This window comes from Candidatus Woesearchaeota archaeon (assembly GCA_020854775.1).
Taxonomy (GTDB): domain Archaea; phylum Nanobdellota; class Nanobdellia; order Woesearchaeales; family 21-14-0-10-32-9; genus 21-14-0-10-32-9.
Window position 1 is genome coordinate 140,758 of record JAHKLZ010000005.1, and the last position, 19,438, is coordinate 160,195.

The following is a 19,438-nucleotide window of genomic DNA, read 5'->3' on the forward strand; positions in this document are numbered from 1 at the left end:
CCTCTAAAAACCTAAATTAATGATGTGATAATAAATGAATATCTTGTTCTTAATTATTTATGACTATTATGTAGCCCGAGACACTAACTCCCAAGCTCATTGCTCGGTCATTAACTTTCGTTAATGCCCTCTTTTGGAGGGTTTCGCCTTGTGCTCCATTGAGTACTCTCGTGTCGGGCTTATGTAATGGAAGTTATTTGAATTATATAAATATTACCAATTGCGTTGTTTTTACGAATTTTGAGTAGTTATTCTTTTTTTTAGGTTTAATGTTGTGTTTTAATATTATTGTAAAGAATGACTGGAGAAGGTTTTTTAAGAAAAGGGTTAAGTGTTCTTAAAAAGAGGGTGAGGTGTTTTAGTGTGTTTCTTCTCCAGTCTTTAGTGTTTTTCAACAAGCTCGAAAGCAATTGTTGTTTTCACTAAACAATAGTAATTCTTTGATATTTATAAAGTTTTCGTTACTGTTTAGTAAGAATTATCTTATTTTTTAAATTTTAAATCTACAACTGTTAAAAAAAGATTAATAAAGCTTTTTTTTAATTTTTAAAGTCAAAAAAAACTTTAAATTGAAAATAATTAAAAATAAATAAAACAATAAAATCAAATAACTTATTTAAAACTTTATTTAACTTAACAAATATCATTAATCTTTATTTTTTTAGTTAAAATAACGACCAAAATAAGTTTGAACTTATTTAAACAGTTTTTGAAGATTTTATTAAAATAAAAAATTAGAAGAAAAATATATACTGAAATACATTATTGTATATTAAAATAGTTTTTAGCAAAAAATTTATAAATAAATTGAATTATTCAAAAATTCCTTTTTTCAACCCCAAAAAAATAGGTGAGTAAGTTTTGATTTTAAATATACAATCACAAGGTAAAGCTATAACTAACATTAAGATAAAAGATAGTGTTAAATCTAAGATTAAAGAAGAAAAAATTAAAGATTCAAACGAATCATTAAGAGAAAGAACTGATAGAACTCTTATTAATGCTAGAAAAGAAGGTGTTTATACAGCTACTAAGAATGGTTTGGTTGCTAATTATATCGCGCCTTTGGCAATTCATTTAGGTTTTAGTTCTTTCGTAATTATTCTTTTAACTGCTTTACCTCAATTAATAGGTGCTTTTTCTCAATTATTTGTTGAGCGTTTAGCTCACTTCTTTAAGAATAGACATAAACTAATGATTATATGTGGTTACTTTGAAGCTTATGTATGGATTTTAGTTACGTTGATTGCTGCTTTTTCTATTAATTATCCTTTTTTATTAATCTTGTTAGTTGTGCTTGATGCTGTTTTTGTTAATATTCAAAACCCTATTTGGAACGCTATTCTAGGCGATGTTATTCCCAGCAATAGAATCGCTACTTATTTCGGTAAACGAAACGTGTTTGTTGGTTTAGCAGGTTTGTTTAGTACAGTTCTTGCAGGTTTAGTTCTTAGTAAAATAGCTAGCATTAATGTCGCTCTTGGTTTTTCCATATTGTTTTTTCTTGGTTTTTTATCCGCTAGGCTAGCTGTTAATAGTCAGGAAAGAATTTTTGATCCTTCACCGAAGTCTATGTATTCTAAAGATTATTCTTTTTATCAGTTTCTTAAAAACGTGAAGAAAAATAATTTTGGTAATTTCGCAACTTTTTTTTCTTTGTATAAATTAGCAGTGGCTGTTTCTACTCCTTTTTTTGCTATTTATATGCTTAGAGAATTGAATTTTTCTTATTTGATTTTCACAATAATTATTGGTGGTGCAGTTCTTAGTTCTATGATTTCTAATAGATTTTGGACTAATTTTACTTTAAGTCAAGGTTCTAGAAAAGTTTTGTTTATTTCTTCTTTTATTATTCCCTTTATTCCTTTGTTTTGGTTAATTAGTGTTGATTGGAAAGTTTTATTGTTAATAGAATTAGTTTCAGGAGTGGCTTGGGCTGGTTTTAATATCGCGTCTTCTACTTTTGTTTTTGAAGCAGTTAATCCTAAGCAAAAAATTAAGTTTCTCGCTTATAACAATGTTCTTGCAGGTATCGGCGCATTTATAGGAACTATGATTGGTATGTTTATTACTTTTTTTGATTTAAAGTTTCTTGGTTCTGTTTTTTTTATGATTTTTCTTGTTTCAAGTATTTTAAGATTATTAGTTGCTTTGTTTTTTGTTAACAAGATTCAAGAAGAAAAAGTTGTTTCTATTGGTTTAAAGGAACATTATAAAAGATTTATCACTATTAGACCTAAGGAAGGCGTCGTATTCGAAATTATTGGTGATGTTAATAAGAATATCGTTAAGAAAACTATTGTTAAGCCTGTTGTTAAAGAAAAAATAAAGAATGTTCCTGGTAAAGGTCCTTTTAAAATTAAGCCTAAATACTAAAAAGATTTATATGTTTTTAATATTTCTTTGTTTTTTATGCGTTTACGTTTTAAGAAGAGTGAATTAGTTGATTTGATTAAAGCTTGGTTTGCTATTAGTTTGGCTTTTGGTATTTTGTCCACGAGTTTATTAAGGCCTTTAGGTTTATTTAATGGTTTTCTTGTTGCTTTTAGTATTTCTTTAGTCACAGCTGGTTTTGGTTTTGTAGTTCATGAACTTTCTCATAAATTTGTTGCGCAAAAATTTTATTGTTCTGCTGAATTTAAATCTAATGATTTAATGCTTGTTTTTGCTGTTCTTATGAGTTTTGCCGGTTTTATTTTTGCTGCTCCTGGCGCAGTTATTATTAATGGTTCTGTTAATAAGAAGCAGAATGGTTTGATTTCTGTTAGCGGTCCTTTTTCTAATTTTGTTTTGGCTTTATTATTTTTGCCTGGTTTCTTTTTGTTTAGTGGTTTGTTAAGATTTTTTTTCTTTCAAGGATTTTTTATTAATTCTTGGCTTGGTTTATTTAATATGATTCCTTTCATTCCTTTTGATGGCGTGCACGTTTTTAAGTGGAATAAACTAGTTTATTTTTTATTAGCAGGTTTTCTTTTAGTTTTAGTTTTTGTTGGCTTTAGTTTATAAAAAAAAGAGTTAAAAAAATTATTTTATGAATTTGAGTTTTTGTTTTATTTCTTCAAATATTTGTTCTGGAGGTTTTTCTCCATTTATTTCTACGATGAATGTTTTTTGTTCTAGAACTGAAACTACAGGCTTAGTTTCTTTGTTGTATATTTCTAATCTTTTCTTTATTGCATCTGGTTTATCATCGTCTCTTTTTATTATTTGTCCACCTTGTGATTCGCATTCTTCTTTGTCTTGGTCTGTTATTTGATCTTCGACATATATTTTATTATTAGCTGTGCATATTAGTCTTTTTGATAACCTTTTAATTGATTCTTCTTCGCTTATATTTATTACTATTACTGCTTTTATTTCTGCGTGTTCTAATAAGAATTTTGCTTGTTCTATGTTTCTTGGATATCCATCCAGTATTATGTTTTTGTTTTTATCTAGTACTTCTTTTATTATTTCGTTGTTTATTTGTAGAGGTATTAGTTTTCCTTGTTTCATGTATTCGTGTAGCATTTTTCCTTTTTCGGATCCTGATGCTACTTCTTTTCTTAGTAAGTCGCCGATTGATACGTGTTCTAGTCCATATTCTTTTGCTATTAGTTTTGCTTGTGTTCCTTTTCCTGAGCCTTGTGGCCCCATTATTATGTAAGTCATCCGAAGTACCCCCTTTCTGGTTTTATTTCTGCGTTTTTCAACCATGATTCTTTTAGTGTTTTAACTACAGGAATTAATTCTTTTTTTATTGTTTGCCACTCCACGAATAAATTTTTTATTAATTGTGTTGCTTTTTCTTCTTCGTAATCTAAGTGAAGTTCTATGTTTGTTCTGTTTAAAAACATTAATTTATTGTATGTTTTATTTACTTCTATTCTTAGATTTTTATCAACTATGTTTGATTCTTTTAATGTATAAAATCTCGAGTCTGGTTGAATTATGTCTTCTAACATATTTATATAGAAATCTATTGTATTACTCATTTTTTTTAGTATTTCTCTTATTATATCATCTTCTTTTGATATTGAATATATTTCAAAATCTTTATTTAGTTCTTCGTAGCTTGGTAAATCGTGTTTTTTTCTGATTTCTTCGTATTGTTTTTTCATGTTTTATTCGAAAAAAGTTTTCATTTAATAATTTACTGTTTTATTATTCTTTATGCTTTGTTTTATAAAGCAAATAAAAAAGTATATAAACTCTTTTTTGTTACTACTAATTATGAAAAACAAAAATAATTTTTTTTGGGGTATTTCATCATCTGTTTTCTTTGTTATAGGAACTATGTTGATGATGTTTTCGAATTTTTTAATATCAGGAGCTATTTTGCTCGTTATTGGCTTATTCACGGCTTTACGCGTTTTAAATAATAAGCGAAGATTTTATTTTGCTGATAATTTCTTGGTTATTTCTGTTCTTCTTGGATTGGTCATTCTTGTTTATATTTTTATGATTGATTATTCTAGTAATTTAGTCATAATTAGTTCTTCTTTTTATGCTTTAAATTTCCTTATTCAAATCAATAATGTTGAAAAGAAAAAAAGAGTTGTTAAGAAATTTAGTGATAACCAAAAGTTAGTTAGAGAAAAAATTTCTGAGTTGAAAAAAAGCGTGAAAGAGTTAAAAGATTATTTTTACACTGAATCCGGTAAATCTTTTCATTTAGGTGGTTGTATTGCTTTGTCTAGGACTAAGCAAGAAAATTTGAAGAAGAGCAATTCTCGACAAGATTTGATTAATAAAGGTTACAAGTCTTGTAAAGCTTGTAATTCTTAGAATTCTCTTAAGGATTTTTGATTTTTGTTATATTTTTCTAGTTTTTTTGGAGGGTTTATTTTTTTGAATTTGTATTTCCAACTTATTAGCATTTCTTCTGCGTTTTTTGCTATGTCTGGCGCGGCGAGTATTCCTTTTATTTTATTTTTATTTATTCCTTTTAGTTCGCTCATTTTTTCAACGTATCTTCTTAGTTGTTCTACTGCTGATAGTCCCGCCGTGTATCTTTTGCATTCTATTATTACTAAGTTTCCTGCGCCGTCATGTCCAAAGACGTCTATAAATCCAAATTTGTTGTGTTCTTCTCTGCTTAAAGGAAGGAAGTCTTTACTTATTAGTTCAGGATTGTTTTTTATCATGTCAGACATATCTTTTTCGCTTCCTGCAAGAGTGATTTTTTGTCCATCTTCTAGTTTTTGTGCTTGAAATCCGTATATTTTTGTTATTGTTATTTGTAATTCGTCTTTGTATTTTTGGTTTTTTGATATTAAAATTAAGGAATGGTTAGTTTCTTGTATTTCTATTGATGATTCTGCTTTCATATAATTAACTGGTGCGCTTCCTTCTGGTTGATGAACTATTAGTGAGTTATCTGATTTTATTATTATTAATCTATCTCCTTCTTCGAGTTCTGCTTCTGCTCTTCCTGAATATAGTATTCTGCATTTGCAAAAGAAAGATATTGTTTTATTAGAGTTTAAGCTTTCGTTGAATATTACTCTGAATTCTGATAAGTTCATAATCATTAGAATGTGTCTTTGTTTTTATTTTTTGCTAAAAAAAATAAAAAAATAAAAAATTAATATAGTGTTCTTGTGTTTTTTCCATCACTTACTGTGTGAACAGGTGCGCTAGATATTATGTTTTGATTTATTAAGCTGTTAACATCTATTGGCGATTTTAGTACTAATTTGTAGCTTCCGTTCATTTGCGTAATATCTAATCTTTCTTCTTCTAAGTAAACTTTTTTCTTTTCTGATTTTATTTTTGGATCTGTGTTAAAATTTGTTTCAATTTCAAAGAAGTCATCTATCGTTCCTGGTTCGTCTCTGTATATCAGTTTAGAGTGTTCTTTTATCAAATCGTTTACGTTTTTCTTTAAGAAATCTATTCCTTTAGGTGTTAATTCCAATATTATAGGATATTCCCCTGTTGGCATTTCTTTTAGTAATTCTGTTGATGGACTTCTGCACATTGTTCTTAGAACGTCTCCTACGACGTAAGCGTTTAGTCCTGAAGGGTCTTCTCCAACCATTATTTTTTTTATTCCTTTTCCTTTTAGTCCTAGCACTCTGTATTTTTCTACTAGGTTTTCTCTGCAATTGCCGTATGTTATAACCATTTTTTGTAACCACCTATTTTGTTTGTTTTTTTTAAAACTTTTTTTAAATTACACGTTAATAAAGTTTTTGATTCGTTGAGTCTAAGAATTATATAAATGTTTCTATTTGTAACTACTATTAAGTGAATTTATGATTAGAATGTTATTGATAACTTAGTATCTTCTTTGAAATTCATTTGTTTGATTTTTCCAACAATTTTTATATCTTCAACCACTAACATTATTAATTCTTTTTGTTCTTTGGTGCTTAATATAGTTATTTGTTCTATTTCTGCTTTCAAAGACAATTTATTTAATGATTTGTGTCTTCTTATTTCTCCTATTATTGTTATTGCTAAATCCCCTATTTTTTCTGCTTCTTCATTTATTAATTCTTTATTAATTTCGGGCCAATTTGATATGTGAATGCTTTCTGTTTTTTCTTGTTCTTTGAAATAATTTTGATATATCTCTTCAGTTATAAAAGGCATTATAGGTGCGAATAATTTTATTTGTTGTAATAATGCATAATAAAGAGTTGCTTGCGCAGTTGTTTTTGATTCTAAGTCTGAATCATTTTGATAAGTTCTGTGTTTTACGAATTCTAAGTAATTATCGCAGAATGATTGCCAGAAAAACACATCTGTTTCGTGTTTTGATTTTGAGTATTCATATTTGTCAAATGCTTCTGTTGATGTTTTTATGGTTTTCATCAGTTTTGATAACAACCATTTATCCATTATTTTTAATTTGAACTCACTTATTGGTTTTTTATAGTCTTTGAAGTTTTCTAAATTCATAAATACGAATTTTGATGCGTTCCATAGCTTAGTAACTGTTTTTTTTCCTGTTACTACGTCTTTTTCTTGATATGGTAAATCTTCACCTAATTTTACTGTTGCTGCCCAATATCTTAAAGAATCAGCGCCATACTTAGCGATTATGTCTTGAGCAACTATGAAGTTTCCTTTACTTTTGCTCATTTTTTGACCATTAGGGTCTTGGCCGTGTCCACTCATCATTATGTCTTTCCAAGGCACATCATTATGATGATAATATGCTTTTACTAACGTGTAGAACGCCCAAGTTCTTATTATGTCATGTGCTTGTGGTCTTAGACTCATTGGTAAAAAATTTTTTCTTTCTTCTTTTGTCCCCCACCCACTGTTTATTTCTGGAGTTACTGAGGACGTCATCCACGTATCCATAACATCCATTTCAGGTATTATATCTTCTTCTGTGTGTCCTTCAGGTAATTTTTTTGGTTTGCTAGTTGTTGGATCTATAGGTAGTTGATCTTCTTCCGCCAATATTATTTCTCCTGTTTTTTTTGAGTACCACACAGGGAATGGAACTCCGAAATATCTTTGTCTTGATATGCACCAGTCCCAGCCTAGGTTTTCTACCCAGTGTTCATATCTTACACGCATGTGTTGAGGGTGCCAGTTAACTTTTTTTCCTTGTTGTATTAGTTCTTGTTTTGCATCTAGAACTCTTATGTACCATTGCGAGGTTTTTATGTATTCTATTTCTGTTCCGCTTCGTTCTGATACATTAACTGAGTGAATTATTTCTTTTTGTTTTATTAGTAAGTTTTCTTTTTTTAGATCTTCTATGATTTGTTTTCTTGCGTCTTTAATTTTTAGTCCTTGATATTTTTTTGCTTGTTCGTTCATTTTTCCATCTTTAGTTATTACTATTTTTAATGGCAAATTATGTTTTTGCCACCATTCTATGTCTGTTTTGTCTCCGAACGTGCAACACATTACTAGTCCTGACCCTTTTTCTGGATCTGCTTTTTCATCTGGCAGTATTGGAACTTCAAAATCAAATAAAGGCACTTTTGCGAATTTTCCTTTTAATTCCTTGTATCTTTCATCCGATGGATTGTAAAATATTGCTACGCAAGCAGGTAATAATTCTGGTCTTGTTGTTGCTATTATTATGTCTTTTCCATATACTTTGAATATTATGTCATTGAAATGAGAAGTCATTTCCACGTCTTCAAGGTCTGCTTGTGCTAATGTTGTTTGCATCGATGTATCCCACATTACAGGAGCATCTTTTCTGTATAGTTTGTTTTTTTTGTACAAGTCTAGAAATGATTTTTGCGATACTTTTCTTGCTTTTTCTCCTATTGTTTGATATAGTAATGTCCAATCTATTGAGAATCCTAATGAGTTAAATAAATCATTATATGTTTTTCCACATAGTTTAGTTTCTTCTAAACACAGTTTTACGAAGTCAGTTCTTGTTGTTTTTGACTTGTTTATTTTGTGTTTTTTTTCTACGAATCGTTCAGTAGGTAATCCGTTGTCATCGAAACCCATTGGAAAAAATACATTGAATCCTTTCATTCTTTTGTATCTTGCTACGAATTCGAATTGAGAATAATGCATGGCGTGTCCTACGTGTAAGTGATCAGCACTAGCGTATGGTGGCGGAGTATCTATTGAGAATGTTTGTTTTGCTTGATTTTCTTCGTATTTATATAATTTTTTTTCTTGCCAATAAGTCATCCATTTATTTTCTGATTCTGCGAAGTCATAATTTTGTGGTTTTTCCAATTTTTTGTTCCCCAACTTTTTTATAAAAGAGCCGAGGGAGATAAGGAAAATCAAAGATTTCCAAACCTCCCACGCTTAAGCGGAGGGAGGGATTTGAACCCCCGAATAACCGCTGTCTGTTTTTTTTTCATTGCTTGTTAGCTCTTCACAGCAGTTGTTTTCCTGCTTCTGCAGGCGGTCGCCTTAGGCCGCTTGGCTACCTCCGCTTAGTTCATTCGGGGTTAGTATTTCTTTATATAATTTTGTTTTTAAACATAGTTTTTTTGTGTTATTAATTTTGTATTTAATTCTTTTTTTGTTGGTATTTCTGTGAATGGTTTTATTCCGTAGTGTTTGAATGTTATTTTTTCGTAGCTTCTCAGAATGTCTATGAAGCTCCCCATAGGTACTACGTATGAGAATATTTCTTTTGGTATCCAATCATATAATGATGCGTAGTCTTTTGTTCTTTTTAAGTACATTGTTACGAAAGGCAATTTTATTATTCCTTTTATTAGTGCTATTGCTAGCCCCGTTGTCTTTATTGTTTCTGAATCCGATATTTTTGCTATTTCTGATATTGGTCCTAAGAACATATCTATGTTATCTACAGTTCTTGAGTATTTTAATAATAATATATCATAATTAGTTATTTTTCTTATTTGGTTTGTTGGTTCTTTTTTTATTTCTTGTTGTTTTATTTTTTGTTCTAAATTCATTGATTTAATTAAATTATTTATTTATAAATAGTCTTTCAGTATTTTTTCGAAATTCTTTCGAATATTTACTTGTATTAAACCACATAATACATATTAATATTGAACTCAGAATGTTTATTCTAACGGGATGTCTGTCCATGGTTTCCATTCATTACTTGGTGAGTATGCTCCCGCTATGAAGAAGCCTGGTGCGTTGTATCCGAAGTGCGCATTTCTTGTTTGTGTAAATCTTTGTTTTGCTCCTAATCCGTATGTTGGTGCGTTAGTAAATGCTAAAGTATCTAAGTACGCTGAATTAGCGTTAAAGCTTCCTACTTCTAGTATTATGTCTTTCATTCCTCGCTCTTCCATTTTTTTTAGGAATTCTTTCATAGGTATATTTCCTTGTCCTGGTGTTAAGTGTTCATCGTCATAACCAAAGTTATCACTTAAATGTATGTGTCCTACTATTCCGTCTTTTACGAGTTTTTCTGATTGGTCAATCATCCATTTGTTAAATTCTTCTTGCGAGCCTTGAAATTTATCTCTTAAAGTGTTTAAGTGACCTACGTCTAGTGTTGCTTTTATGTGTGTTTTTGCTAATTCTTCAGCTTCTTTTTTTGAATATTTTTTATCCATTAATTTTTGTGCCATTGCTTTTCTTGATTCTTCAACTATTCTTCTCATCTCGTCAGGATGACTCCCATAGAATCCTGAATCCCAGTTTTCTGGAGCTACAAATAAAGGTTCTGATAATTCATATTTGTCTTTGTTTTTATTGTAGACTTCCATAGCTCTTATTCCTGCTGACGATATTGTATCTGCTGTTTTAGTCAGGCCGTATTCTTTTGCTGATTGAATATTATTTATTAGTTCTTGTGCTTGTCTTGCTTGAACATCTGCTGAAGCTGATGATTCGTGAATATGTCTCATTCTATCTTCGTTATCTTTTATTCTTCTTTCATAGTATGATTCGGCTGATTCATCAGATCTCATACCAAAATATCCTTGTTTATGCTTTTCTACGAAATGACTTTCTATTTTCCATTGATCTTCTTCTGGTACTTGTTGTTTTAATTTTTTATATAATTCATATTCTTCTAGTAATTGGTCTCTTTCATACTTCGCGCTTTCATATCCTTGTGCGTGAAATAATGATGCTCCTTTTGCTTGTAATACTTTATTTTCTGTATCTACTATCGCGAACATTTCTTCTGGTGATCTTCTTGGTTGATCAGGATTTTCCGCGTTCCACCTATTTGTTTCTTCTACTAATTTGTTCCATGTTACTGGTTCTACTTCGAAATTTGTTTTTTCTTTGTTAAATTTTGGAACTCTATTAAACAATAATTCTGGTGATGCGTCTTTCGGTATTAAATTACCTCTTACATCTACCCAATCATCTTTTTTCAAAACATTTCCAAAAGCATCTTTTTGTCCTACGCGTCCCGTGCTTCCTGCTGTTTCATATACCGGTCTAAATACTTCTCTATTTTTACTTATTACTGATACTGGTTCCCCTGTTCTTTTATCTACTGCGAATAGTACTGCTTCTTCATTTTCTTCTGTGTAACTTTTGAATTTTGCTCCTGCCGAATCATTTATTTCAGTCATAGGTCTTTGCCATTCATGCATGTGAAATACTATCGCTCCTCCACGAGTTGCTTCTCCTGCGAATTGTATTGCTTTGTTTATTTCTTTTAATGCATGAGCTCTTGACGCGTTATCAAATCCTTTGTTTGTAAATCCTGCTAAACTATTTGTGTGTACTGCTGCATGCGTACTTGTTTTTATATCATTTATTTTTAATAATTCTCGCACGTCTCTTCTTTCATCTGAACCTATGGATTCTGGTGTTGGGTTTTGAGCACTTCCTTTTCCTTGCCCCATAAATCCGAACTCTATACGTCCTATTCCTTGTTTTATTTGTGCTTTGAATGATTCTAAAGTATTTTGCATAGGATTCGTTGTTAGTCCTATGTCTTTTGGCGTAAAATTTAGTGCTTCATCAGGCGTTATGGGATTACCTTCTTCATCTAATTGTGTTGGTTGATTTGATGTGAAGAACTCAGTGTTATCTATGTGATCCATAGCTGAGTAGTATCCTTTATTTGAAAATTGCATAAATATACTTAAAAGAAAGTAGTATTTAAATGTTTATTTTTTAAAAAAAATAAAAAAATGGTTAGTATCTTGGTATTGTTCCTGTTCTTGTAGCAGTCAGTGTTATGTTCTTTGTGCTTTCTAGTGTTTCTAAATTATTTATTCTTAACAAGTTAGGACTTTTTGTGTATAACTCATTTTCTATGTATAATGATCTTTCAACTCCTTGTCCATAGTTGTATTGTGTTCCTTGTTCATGAATTATTAATCCTCTTGGTGTTATTTCTTGTTTGTTTATTTTGAATACTAATGCTCCCGCATAATTATTTTCAGGATTTCTCCAATCATAGTTTTGTGTTGGTATTACTAGTAAATCTTTTTCTTTTGAGAATAAGAACGCTTTGTGTTCCCATTCTGCTCCTGAACTAGATGTTGTGTCTTCACTCACATATGTTACTATTTCTGTTGGATTTGATATGTCGCTTACGTCAAACAAGCTTATTTTTAGTCCTTGTATTCTTCCTGTTTCTGTTCCTTCTCTTCCTAGTCCTATGATTGTGTTTTCATCGTATGGATGTAAGTATCTTGAATACCCTGTTATTTTTAGTTCTCCTAAGTCCTTTGGATTTTCAGGGTCTTCTAAGTCTATTACGAAGAAAGGATCTATTTGTTCAAAGGTTACCAAATATAATCTGTTTCCTGCGTATCTCGCGCTGAATATGCTTTCTGTTGGTGCTAGTCCTTCTAGTTTTCCTATTATTTCCATTTTTTCATTTAATGTGTAAACATTGTTTGTTGAAGGAGATCTTTTTTGCCAATTAAATAAATCATATTCATCAGTTACTGTCATTCCTTGTCTTAGCGTGGTTGTCACTCTTAGTATTCCTTTGTGTTCGTCTAAAGCAAATTGTCCGTATACGTTTCCTGGAACTTTGTTTCCTGCTTCAAAATTTAATTTTCCTTTATCCACGCTTATTTTGTGTATAACTGTGTATTCTAAATATTTTAGTTTTTTTAGTTCTTCTTTTACTTCCAGTTCTATTTGTTCTTGTAATTCATCTCGTTCTTTTATATCTAAGAATTCTACGTATCTTTGTATTACTTCCATTATTTTTGATTGTTTTTCGTATTTGTTCATTAAATCATTATCTACTTCTTTTATTCTTTGTATGTAATCTTTGTCTTGTTTTGATAATTTAGGAATTATTTTGTTCATCATTATTTCTTGTTGTAGTTCATATTGGTTTATGTTTTCTTGGTACGTTAAGTATATATTTTCATAAGACATATACATATGATTATTTCCTTCTAGAGTCATTATTTTTGAATCTATTTTTTCTTGGTTTTTCATATTTATTGAGTGTATGCTTACAAATGCTGCTGAACTATAATCTGTGTTGTAAAAATAGATATCAGTTATAGGTGTTGTTCTTGTTACACCGTCTGTTATTATTATAGGCATAGGACTTGGTCTATTGTAAGGGTTAAAATTCGTCGATAAATATATTATTCCTTCAAATAGTCTCGCATTAAAGTACGATCCATCAAATTTGTATTCTTTTATTAGTTCAGGATTTTTTTTATCACTAACATCATACATATTTAGAAATGTTAGTCCTGTGTATGTTGATAATCCTATTTCTTTTAGTTCATCTATGTTTCTTATTGTTCCTGTTACTGCTAATATGTTTTCTTCTATGAATAGTCCTGTTATTTGATTTTTTAGATTTATTGTGCTTATTATTTCTGCCTCTTCTGCAGGGTAAGCTTTGATTATGAATAAGTCTTGGTTTGTTGATGTGTATATGTAGTTTCCGTCGGTTTTTATTATGTCTAATTCATCTACTCCTTGTACTTGAACATTAGTTTCTGAATAATCTAATGATATTGTTTTTGTTGCGAGTGTTGATTCTGGAACTGCGCCATCAGCGACCATGTCAAAAGCCATCATTGTTGAGCCTCTTAACGCACCTCCATAATAGCCGTAATTATTTTTATTTTCGTTTAGAAATTCTTTGAATTCTTGTTCTGATTTAAAATTATTTATTGTTACATCTTTTGATGTTTCATAAATTCGTTGTGTTTCTACGCAACCTATTAATGTAATAGACATTATTGTTAAAATAAGTATTATTGCTTTGTTTTTTATCATTTTTTTTACCTCTTAATATTGTTGTTTAACAACTTCATTATTTTATTAAATTAACTTTTTTATTTTTTAGATAAGTTAATTGTATATATATAGGTTGCTTAGAGTTCTATTTTGTTAGAAGTCTTATTATTTTAAGAATAAGTGCGTTGTTGAGTTTATACATCCGACATTGATTAATTGGTTTCCTTCAAAGAATAAGTGCGTGATTGAAGCGTTTGATATTATGAAGTTTGGTGCTTTGTGTGGTTTTAGGCTTAGTGCACAGCACACTAAGTATCTTATAACGTTTCCGTGTGCTACTATTAGTACTTTTGAGTCTCTGTGTTTTCTGAGTATTTCTTCGAATACTGTTTTTGTTTTTAGTGCTTGTTCTATGTTTTCATTAAATTTTTCTAGTTGTTTTGTTTCTTTTTCTGGTTGTTCTTCGAATACTATTTTGTTGAATTCGTTTAGGTTTTCTTGTTGTTTTATTTCTTGATTTGTTATTATTTGTGCTGTTTCTATTGCTCTAGTCATTTTGCTAGTGTATATTTTTGAGAATGTTAGTCCTTGTAGGAACATAGCTGTTTTTTTGGCTTGTTCTTTTCCTGATTCTGTTAGTCCAAGACCTGGCGTTCTTGGTTGTTCTGGATTAATAGTTTCGCTTGAGGCGTGTCTTATTAATATTATGGAAGTTACCATTTGAAAGCACTCTTTAATAGTAACTTTTGTTTTGAGATATTAAAAAGTTTTCTATAATTCTTATTTTTATTGTTTTTTTGTTGCTATTATGAAGAATCCGTCTTTTATTAGTTGTTTATTATTTTTTAGAATAAGTGTTGTTATATATCCTTTTTTTTCTAGTATTTCTTGTATTTCTGAGGGGTGATAATCTCTGGTTGGCCAGTTATCTGTTTCTAATTTTTTTTGTAGTAACCTTATTGGGTTTTCTAATTTTTTTTGTCTTAGGAGTGTTGATATTATTATGTGTTTTTTTGATACTCTTGTTAGTTCATTTATTATTTTTTCTGGTTCATAAACGCATTGTAAGACTCCTATGCAAGTTATTAAATCAAATTCTTGATCTTTAAATGGTAATTTGTATGCGTTTCCCACAATAAATTTTATGTCAGGGTGTTTTTTTTGTGCTTGTTTTATTACGTTTTCTGCATAATCTATTCCAGTTATTTCATATCCTTTTCTATGAAATTCTGCGCAGTATTCTCCAGGTCCGCATCCTACATCTAGTACTGTTTTTATGTTTTTTAGTTTTTTTACTATTTTGAATGTTATTTTGAATAATTCTTGGAATCCTTCTTCTGTCCAACAAGACATTGTGTGTATAGGTATTTCTTTAGTTGCGTTTTCTTGGTATATTTTTTTCCAGGCTTCATCCATTTAGTTTTGGTTTATTTTTTTATTTAAAAAACTATGTTTATAAGAAAATAAAAAAGAATTAGTTTGTTTATCTGCTAGAATCTGCTTGTCTTTCTAGTTCTAATTTCTTGGATATTGCGACACTGTTTTGTGATGCGTTATATGCATTTATTATTTCGTCTGCTAGTGCGTCTTCCATTGATCTTTTTTTATTGAAGCTTTTTTGTCTTGCTCCTTGCGCCATTAATCTTAGAACCATGTCTATTCGTCTTTGTGGTGCACATTCTACTGCTTTTGGATATCTCGCTCCACCATATTCTATTGTTACTATTTCTTCTCTTGGAGCTGCATTCTCTATTGCTTTTGCCAGTACACCTATTGGATTTTTTTTGGTTTTTTTCTCTATTAATTCTAGTGTGTCTTGAACTAAATCGTATGCTTTATGTGCTTTTCCTGTGTTATGTCCTGAGCTTATAAAGTGTTTTTTAGATTTGTGACCTGTTATCATTATTTTGTTAATTAGTCTTTCTACTATGAATACTTTGGATTTGTGGAATTTGTTTCCTGCGTATCTCGCCCCTGTTTTTGGCACTATAACTGGTTTTAGTGTTAAGTATGGCGCTATTCCGGGGTCAGTTACAGTTATTCCTTCTACATCCCATTTGTTGAATGCTAGTACTTTTGTCATAGTGTCTAAGAAATAATGGTTAGTTTATAAACGTTATGCTTTTATAACTATCATTTTTTGTTGTTTTTTGTTAATATTTTTTAGTTTTTTAGTAAATAATATAAATGCGTGTTCATTACGTAGTAGTTAAAATAAGTTTCGAGGTTTGTTTTTATATGTCTGAACTCATAATTCCTAATAAGGCTAGAAGGGAGCAATTAGCTGAATTAGTTTTGAATTCAGTGATTGAGCTTAATATGCCTTCTGATGATTTGCTTATTGAATTATATGATCGTAGGCAATTAAGTGCGAATAAAAAAATTATTGAGACTTACTTTGAAAATGTATTAAGCAAAGTTGGTTCTGTTTCTGATTTAGACATCATTAAAACAATTAATGTTTATGAAAAAACCGAGATTTCTGTTAAGAAAAATGATATTTTAAATAAAGAATTTATGAATCCTATCAGGGATCATCTTAAAGACTGGGTTGTTCCTCCTGATGAATCTTTAAGGGTTTTGTTTGGCGATTATACTTCTTTTGCTAAAACTATTATTGATTTGTTTAATCATGGTAAAACTAGGATACGAACTTGTAATTTGCCTTTTAACATGCACAATATTAGGTGTGCTGCTACTTCTGAGGCTTTGCAATATGATATTCATAATAGTGGTAAGTATCATAATTTTTTGTGGTTGGTTCATGATAGCATAGAAGATTTGTTGCGTTCTGTTAAGGATAAAAAAGGTAATAATTATCAAATTAATGGATTAGATAAATTCTTAGGTGATTATTTTCCTTCTGAGCATCATGAGGATTTGATTTTGTTGAGTAATTTTTCTGATATGATTTTGAAGTATTTGAAGCAAAATAGGCATGTTAAGATTGAGAATGTGAAATCTTTAAATAAGAATTTGCATAAGCTTGAAAGAACTGCTACTAATAGCATTATTAAATATAATCTTCAGGAAATGATTGAAGTTATTCCTAAAGATGAGTATTTTAGTCATAATAATTTTTTTGAAGAAGTTAAGCTTTTTTTGTATGATAAAGTTTTTTTGAAGAATCTTGTTAATCGTGCTTTGGATAGGAATGAACTAGTTCTTGTTGAGGGTAAGGGTGTTTGCGATATGCAAGATAATTGCGATAGTAGGATTGCTCGGGAGTTACCTGATATTAAGAATGCTATTTTGAAGATTGAGAATTGGTATGACCGAGTTATTAATGGATTAGATAATTATGAAGCCAGTATTTACTCTAATCTTACTAGAGATAGAGCTGAGCAATTGCTTCTTCATGCTAATTATAGTGCTAAAGTTCTTGGTGTTGAGTATTTGTCTAAGCCTATGGTGAGTCCTGATTATTTTTTATCTGGTTTCGATAGTATTTCTGAGTTGAGTTCTGTTTTTTATCGTAATCCTTGTTTTAAAAATAATTTTAGAAATCGTGTTTGATTATTCTTTGAAGTGTATTTCCCCTTCGAGATATACTCCTTTTTTGAGTTTGACTGGTCTCCATGTGTCTTTTATTAGTTCTGCGTTTAGCCATTGTGCTAGTTGTTCTGGGTTTCCTATTGTTGCGGATAGTCCTATTATTTGTGCTTTTGGTAGTTCTTTTTTTAGTATTGCTATCACTATTTCTAGTGTTGGTCCTCTGTTAGGGTCATTTAATAAGTGTATTTCGTCTATTATTATTGTTCCTAGTTTTTTTATCCAGGGTGTTTTGTGTCTTAGTAATGAGTCAAATTTTTCGCTTGTTACGATTATTAAATCGTTGTTTCCTAGTGCTGTGTCTTCTGAGTCTAGTTCTCCTGTGCTTAGTCCTGTTTTTATTTCTGTGTATGTTTCTTTAAATGAATAATATTTTTCTGTTGCTAGTGCTCTTAGAGGTACTATATATACTGCTTTTTGTTTTTTATTTAGTATTGTGTTTAAGAATGACATTTCTGCGACGAGTGTTTTTCCTGATGCTGTTGGCGTGCATATTAATTGGTTTTTTTCTTTAAATAATCCTTGTTTTATTGCTTTTGTTTGGCTTGGTCTTAGTTCTTCAAATTTTTTGTTTTCTAGTATTTCGTAGATATTTTTTGGTATTTCTTTTTTTAGTTCTGTGAGTTTCATTCACATTTCCTCTGGTGCTGTTATTCCTAGTAGTGCTAAGCCATCTTTTAATATTATTCTTGTTTTGTTTATTAGGTGTAGTCTTGCGTTTTTTGTTTGTTCTTCTTCTTTTAGTATTGGTGTTTCGTGATAATACGAATTCAAAAGTTGTGCTAGTTCTAGTAAATATGTTGTTATTATTGATGGCTTATTATTTTTTGATGCGTTGTGTATTGTTTCTTCGTATTTTCTTAGTTTGTTTAGTATTTGTTTTTCTAGTTCTAGTTCTAATTTTGAATAATCAAGGGTTTTTTTTGGTTGTTCTTTTCTTAGTATGGAGCAAATTCTTGCGTGTGCGTATTGCACGTATGGTCCTGATTCTCCTTGGAAATTTAATGATTTTTCTGGGTAATAAGTAAAATCTTTTAATGAATCGTATTTTAGTATGAAGAAATTGATTGCTCCTGTTGCGATTATTTTTTTTCTTTTTTGTAATTCTTCTTTTGTTATTTCAAGATATCTTTTTTGTAGTTCTTTTTCTGCTAGTTCTTCTAATTCTTTTTTGAAGTCGTCAGCATCTATTATTGTTCCTTCTCTTGATTTCATTCTTCCGCTTGGTAAATATATCATTCCGTAAGCTATGTGTATGCATTTGTTCCAGAAATCATAATTTAGTTTTTTAAATATTTCAAATAGTGTTTTAAAATGATATATTTGTTCGCTTCCCACTATGTATCTAAATTCTTCTAATTTGTGTTCTGTGAATCTTTTTTTTGCTAAATATATATCTTGTGTTATGTAAATAGTAGTTCCATCTGATCTTAGTAAATATTTTTTGCCTAGCCCTTCTTTTTCTAAGTCTATGTATATCGCGTTTGTTTCGTCTTTTTTGAATATTCCTTGTTTCAGTCCTTCTAGCACTATTTTTTTTCCTTCTTCGTATATGTCGCTTTCATATGTTTGTGAGTCTATTTTTATTCCGTATTCTTCGTATGTTTTTTTTGTTCCTTGTAGCCACCATTCTCTCATTTGTTTCCATAATTTTATTGTTTCTGGATTTTTTTGTTCCCATTTTTGTAGCATTTTTTGTGCTTCTTGTTCTAGTTCTGGTTTTTGTTTTAGTAGTTCTGAGAATTTTACGTAGTATTCTCCTACGAAGTGGTCTGGTTTTTTGTTTTCTTGTTCAGGCGTTTTGTTATTTCCTTGTTTTTGATACGCTAGCATTGATTTGCAGATGTGTGTTCCTTTGTCATTTACTATGTCAAACCACGTGACTTTTTTTCCTGTTTTTTCATATATGTTTTTTAGACTTAGTCCTAGTAGCATGTTTCTTACGTGTCCTAGGTGTAGTGGTTTGTTTGAATTTGGTGATGGTGATTCTATTCCTATGTTTGTTTTTTCTTGTCTTTCTAATATGTAAGGTTCATTTATTTTTTCTAAAGTATTTTTTGCTAGTATTTCTATTTTTATTTTAAAATTCAAGTAAGATCCTTCGTTTTGTGTTGTGAACCATTCTTTGTTTATTTTTGTTAGTTCTTCTGCTATTTTTTGAGGTGGTTTTTTTTGTGTTTTTGATAAGAAAAAGCAAGGTAGTGCGTAATCGCCTTGTTCTTGATTTTTTGGCGTTTCTATTAGTTCTAGTATTTGTGTTTTGTCTATATTTAGTTCTTTTGATATTATTTGAGCTAGTTCTTCTTTGAAGTTCATCATTGTTAGAAAGTATTAATGT

Annotated in this window: 17 protein-coding genes and 1 tRNA gene; 4 read left to right on the forward strand and 14 right to left on the reverse strand. The window is 29.9% G+C overall.

Translation table 11 applies throughout. From position 1 onward, the window contains the following. The first annotated feature begins 861 nt into the window (after window positions 1-861). Window positions 862-2,376 (forward strand): MFS transporter, encoded by a 1,515-nt coding sequence (locus KO361_01325; GenBank protein ID MCC7574211.1) that lies wholly within the window; start codon window positions 862-864, stop codon window positions 2,374-2,376. Window positions 2,377-2,412: 36 nt separating this feature from the next. Then, window positions 2,413-3,006: a metalloprotease gene (locus tag KO361_01330; GenBank protein ID MCC7574212.1), complete on the forward strand. Its 594-nt coding sequence runs from the start codon at window positions 2,413-2,415 to the stop codon at window positions 3,004-3,006. A gap of 18 nt (window positions 3,007-3,024) precedes the next feature. On the opposite strand, the gene KO361_01335 is transcribed toward KO361_01330, so the two are convergent. Together KO361_01335 and KO361_01340 are read right to left on the reverse strand one after the other, a co-directional pair. Further along, window positions 3,025-3,651: a nucleoside monophosphate kinase gene (locus tag KO361_01335; protein ID MCC7574213.1), complete on the reverse strand. Its 627-nt coding sequence runs from the start codon at window positions 3,649-3,651 to the stop codon at window positions 3,025-3,027. Then, window positions 3,648-4,100 carry a hypothetical protein gene (locus KO361_01340; protein ID MCC7574214.1) on the reverse strand — a complete coding sequence of 151 codons (453 nt, stop codon included), beginning with the start codon at window positions 4,098-4,100 and terminating at the stop codon, window positions 3,648-3,650. Before KO361_01340 ends, KO361_01335 begins: the two co-directional genes overlap by 4 nt. Window positions 4,101-4,212: 112 nt before the next feature. Between KO361_01340 and KO361_01345 the strand changes: the two genes are divergently transcribed. Further along, window positions 4,213-4,767, forward strand: coding sequence for a hypothetical protein (locus tag KO361_01345; GenBank protein ID MCC7574215.1), 555 nt, complete (start codon window positions 4,213-4,215; stop codon window positions 4,765-4,767). On the opposite strand, the gene nucS is transcribed toward KO361_01345, so the two are convergent. The 10 genes from nucS to KO361_01395 form a co-directional block, all read right to left on the reverse strand. Next, window positions 4,764-5,513, reverse strand: coding sequence for an endonuclease NucS (gene nucS / locus KO361_01350; protein MCC7574216.1), 750 nt, complete (start codon window positions 5,511-5,513; stop codon window positions 4,764-4,766). The two genes, KO361_01345 and nucS, sit on opposite strands and share 4 nt — an antisense overlap. Before the next feature lie 53 nt (window positions 5,514-5,566). Beyond that, the gene (locus tag KO361_01355; GenBank protein ID MCC7574217.1) at window positions 5,567-6,109 is read right to left on the reverse strand and encodes a hypothetical protein; all 543 of its coding nucleotides are present in this window, start codon (window positions 6,107-6,109) and stop codon (window positions 5,567-5,569) included. Window positions 6,110-6,243: 134 nt separating this feature from the next. Continuing rightward, window positions 6,244-8,655, reverse strand: coding sequence for a valine--tRNA ligase (locus tag KO361_01360; protein ID MCC7574218.1), 2,412 nt, complete (start codon window positions 8,653-8,655; stop codon window positions 6,244-6,246). Window positions 8,656-8,733: 78 nt separating this feature from the next. Next, a tRNA-Cys gene (locus KO361_01365) sits at window positions 8,734-8,861 on the reverse strand. A gap of 42 nt (window positions 8,862-8,903) precedes the next feature. Beyond that, the gene (locus KO361_01370; protein MCC7574219.1) at window positions 8,904-9,353 is read right to left on the reverse strand and encodes a hypothetical protein; all 450 of its coding nucleotides are present in this window, start codon (window positions 9,351-9,353) and stop codon (window positions 8,904-8,906) included. Between the two features lie 114 nt (window positions 9,354-9,467). Then, entirely contained in the window at window positions 9,468-11,456 is a 1,989-nt protein-coding gene (locus KO361_01375) for a sugar phosphate isomerase/epimerase (protein MCC7574220.1), read from the reverse strand. Between the two features lie 61 nt (window positions 11,457-11,517). Next, complete coding sequence (locus tag KO361_01380; GenBank protein MCC7574221.1) at window positions 11,518-13,587, reverse strand: beta-propeller domain-containing protein; 2,070 nt, start codon at window positions 13,585-13,587, stop codon at window positions 11,518-11,520. Between the two features lie 126 nt (window positions 13,588-13,713). Continuing rightward, entirely contained in the window at window positions 13,714-14,268 is a 555-nt protein-coding gene (locus tag KO361_01385) for a histidine phosphatase family protein (protein MCC7574222.1), read from the reverse strand. A 66-nt stretch (window positions 14,269-14,334) separates the two neighbouring features. After that, complete coding sequence (locus KO361_01390; protein MCC7574223.1) at window positions 14,335-14,964, reverse strand: class I SAM-dependent methyltransferase; 630 nt, start codon at window positions 14,962-14,964, stop codon at window positions 14,335-14,337. Between the two features lie 67 nt (window positions 14,965-15,031). Beyond that, complete coding sequence (locus KO361_01395) at window positions 15,032-15,631, reverse strand: 30S ribosomal protein S7 (protein MCC7574224.1); 600 nt, start codon at window positions 15,629-15,631, stop codon at window positions 15,032-15,034. A 155-nt stretch (window positions 15,632-15,786) separates the two neighbouring features. Here KO361_01395 and KO361_01400 point away from each other — a divergent pair, with 155 nt between their 5' ends. Beyond that, complete coding sequence (locus KO361_01400; GenBank protein MCC7574225.1) at window positions 15,787-17,064, forward strand: hypothetical protein; 1,278 nt, start codon at window positions 15,787-15,789, stop codon at window positions 17,062-17,064. Here the strand turns inward: KO361_01400 and KO361_01405 are convergent, their stop codons facing one another. Next, window positions 17,065-17,730, reverse strand: coding sequence for a DEAD/DEAH box helicase (locus KO361_01405; protein ID MCC7574226.1), 666 nt, complete (start codon window positions 17,728-17,730; stop codon window positions 17,065-17,067). Continuing rightward, a complete protein-coding gene (gene argS, locus KO361_01410; protein ID MCC7574227.1) occupies window positions 17,731-19,416 on the reverse strand; it encodes an arginine--tRNA ligase in 1,686 nt (561 codons plus the stop codon). It lies immediately after the preceding gene. Window positions 19,417-19,438 lie beyond the last annotated feature (22 nt).

Coding starts and splice junctions, on each gene's coding strand:
- KO361_01330 (MCC7574212.1), top strand. CDS start 2,413: ATGCGTTTACGTTTTAAGAAGAGTGAATTAGTTGATTTGATTAAAGCT.
- KO361_01335 (MCC7574213.1), bottom strand. CDS start 3,651: ATGACTTACATAATAATGGGGCCACAAGGCTCAGGAAAAGGAACACAA.
- KO361_01340 (MCC7574214.1), bottom strand. CDS start 4,100: ATGAAAAAACAATACGAAGAAATCAGAAAAAAACACGATTTACCAAGC.
- KO361_01345 (MCC7574215.1), top strand. CDS start 4,213: ATGAAAAACAAAAATAATTTTTTTTGGGGTATTTCATCATCTGTTTTC.
- nucS (MCC7574216.1), bottom strand. CDS start 5,513: ATGATTATGAACTTATCAGAATTCAGAGTAATATTCAACGAAAGCTTA.
- KO361_01355 (MCC7574217.1), bottom strand. CDS start 6,109: ATGGTTATAACATACGGCAATTGCAGAGAAAACCTAGTAGAAAAATAC.
- KO361_01370 (MCC7574219.1), bottom strand. CDS start 9,353: ATGAATTTAGAACAAAAAATAAAACAACAAGAAATAAAAAAAGAACCA.
- KO361_01375 (MCC7574220.1), bottom strand. CDS start 11,456: ATGCAATTTTCAAATAAAGGATACTACTCAGCTATGGATCACATAGAT.
- KO361_01380 (MCC7574221.1), bottom strand. CDS start 13,587: ATGATAAAAAACAAAGCAATAATACTTATTTTAACAATAATGTCTATT.
- KO361_01385 (MCC7574222.1), bottom strand. CDS start 14,268: ATGGTAACTTCCATAATATTAATAAGACACGCCTCAAGCGAAACTATT.
- KO361_01390 (MCC7574223.1), bottom strand. CDS start 14,964: ATGGATGAAGCCTGGAAAAAAATATACCAAGAAAACGCAACTAAAGAA.
- KO361_01395 (MCC7574224.1), bottom strand. CDS start 15,631: ATGACAAAAGTACTAGCATTCAACAAATGGGATGTAGAAGGAATAACT.
- KO361_01400 (MCC7574225.1), top strand. CDS start 15,787: ATGTCTGAACTCATAATTCCTAATAAGGCTAGAAGGGAGCAATTAGCT.
- KO361_01405 (MCC7574226.1), bottom strand. CDS start 17,730: ATGAAACTCACAGAACTAAAAAAAGAAATACCAAAAAATATCTACGAA.
- argS (MCC7574227.1), bottom strand. CDS start 19,416: ATGAACTTCAAAGAAGAACTAGCTCAAATAATATCAAAAGAACTAAAT.